At 36.6% G+C, this 1051-nt stretch carries 1 protein-coding gene; it reads right to left on the bottom strand.

Annotation, left to right across the window (positions count from 1 at the left end; all coding sequences use genetic code 11):
• Positions 1-117 precede the first annotated feature (117 nt).
• On the bottom strand, positions 118-1051 hold a 934-nt coding region (locus ACWGB8_RS38655), incomplete at its 5' end, for an aspartate-semialdehyde dehydrogenase (protein ID WP_452218319.1).

Genomic DNA, 1051 nt, shown 5'->3' on the forward strand with positions numbered 1-1051 from the left:
CCCTATAGCCATTGCTGTCCCCTGTAACCAAGAAATAGAACGTTTTAACTTTGGCATATTTTTTCCCCTTTCATTAATATTTAAGGTATACATAACATGAAATGTCCTAGAAAAGTTCTATCCAATTATTCCTTGTTCAAATAAGCTTTCCGCTAATAAAACTGAACCTTTTCCTGCTCCCATTTTTGTATTATGGGAAACTAATAGGTATTTTATCCCTCCTAGTACGGGATCTTCTTCTAATCTTCCTACACTTGTTGTCATGCCATCTCCAAGGTCTCTATCCTTAGGGACTTGCGGAGCATCAGGATCGTCGAATAAATGGATCCTTTCCTTTGGTGCTGAATGAAGATTACGATTTTCAAATGGGTTGTATTCACTCATTACTGCTTTAATCTCTGATAACTTAACTTTTTCTTGTATTCCAACGAATACAGCCTCTGTATGACCGTCCAAAATACTAGCACGTGTACATATACAGTTTATACCTATTCCAGCGGGGGAAATTTGATGACTTTGAGCTTCTCCCAACATTTTATTAAGTTCAATTTTCACCTTATTTTCTTCATTAGGTATAAAAGGAATTATGTTATCTGATATGTCTAAATGCCTTACACCAGGGCTCCTTCCTGCACCACTAACAGATTGCATTGACACCATCAATACACGATCAATATTAAATTTTTCATATAAAGGCTTAAGTGTTATAGCTAATCCCGTAACTGTACAATTAGGTGTAGGAGCTACAAATCCTTTCCATCCCCGTTTCTCCTGTTGTGATCGTATCAGTTTTGCGTGCTCCTTATCATTGACACCCGCAATCATAAGTGGTGTGTCTGATTCATAACGAAAAGCAGAGGATGTTGAAAATGTTGGAGTAGTTTTTGCAAACCAGGGTTCAAGCTCTTTTGCTATATCTGATTCAATAGCAGTAAAAATAACATCCACTTCATTTGGTTTAAAATTTTTTGAAGAGACAACAGGTATACTCTTCATATCAAGTGGAATTTCTGAACTTTGAATCCAACGAGAAGAACCATCTGACTCTGTT

It is taken from the genome of Kitasatospora sp. NPDC054939 (assembly GCF_053610105.1).